This is a genomic window from Anabaena sp. CCY 9402-a (genome assembly GCF_963920945.1).
GTDB classification, from domain to species: domain Bacteria; phylum Cyanobacteriota; class Cyanobacteriia; order Cyanobacteriales; family Nostocaceae; genus Trichormus; species Trichormus minutissimus.
Genome location: NZ_CAWUDL010000217.1, coordinates 1 through 491, shown reverse-complemented (window position 1 = coordinate 491; position 491 = coordinate 1). Strand labels below are relative to the sequence as shown.

Here is a 491-nt window from a genome sequence, read left to right as displayed (position 1 = left end):
TCTCCTATAATCCCTTCACAGTAAGCTTTTTATCTTTTCTAGACAAGTCTAATAGCAACTGATTGAAATATCTCAATACACCGTAATTTTAATTTTTCATTATTAGCAAAAACTCTCCTACGCCTACATGGTATCCAGACCAAGTGAACAGTAGCTAAACCTATTGAGTGATTGTAATGATTATACGTGGTTTTCATTTGTAGATGAATATTGACTATCTACGCAACTATGGTATTATAATCACATGAAAACCCTGAAGTTCAAATTGTACCAGCACAAAAAAAATAGATTCCTCAAGCGCATGATTAACGCGAGTGGGGTAATCTACAATCATTGCATTGCTCTGCATAAACGGTACTACCGGATGTGGGGAAAGCATTTAAATTGTGCAAAACTTCAGGCTCATATTGCCAAACTGCGAAAACGTAATTCGTTTTCGCACCCAAGCTGCACTGGGAGCATCCACTTTTGGCGGAAATACTCAAATAGCA

Annotated in this window: 2 pseudogenes; one reads left to right on the top strand and one right to left on the bottom strand. The window is 37.3% G+C overall.

Annotated features, from left to right (window positions below):
- Nucleotides 1-53: 53 nt before the first annotated feature.
- Nucleotides 54-197, bottom strand: a pseudogene (locus ACM0OR_RS28370) (IS200/IS605 family transposase); the annotation flags it as partial.
- A 47-nt stretch (nucleotides 198-244) separates the two neighbouring features.
- Between ACM0OR_RS28370 and ACM0OR_RS28365 the strand changes: the two are divergent.
- Nucleotides 245-491 (top strand): annotated as a pseudogene (locus tag ACM0OR_RS28365) (hypothetical protein); the annotation flags it as partial.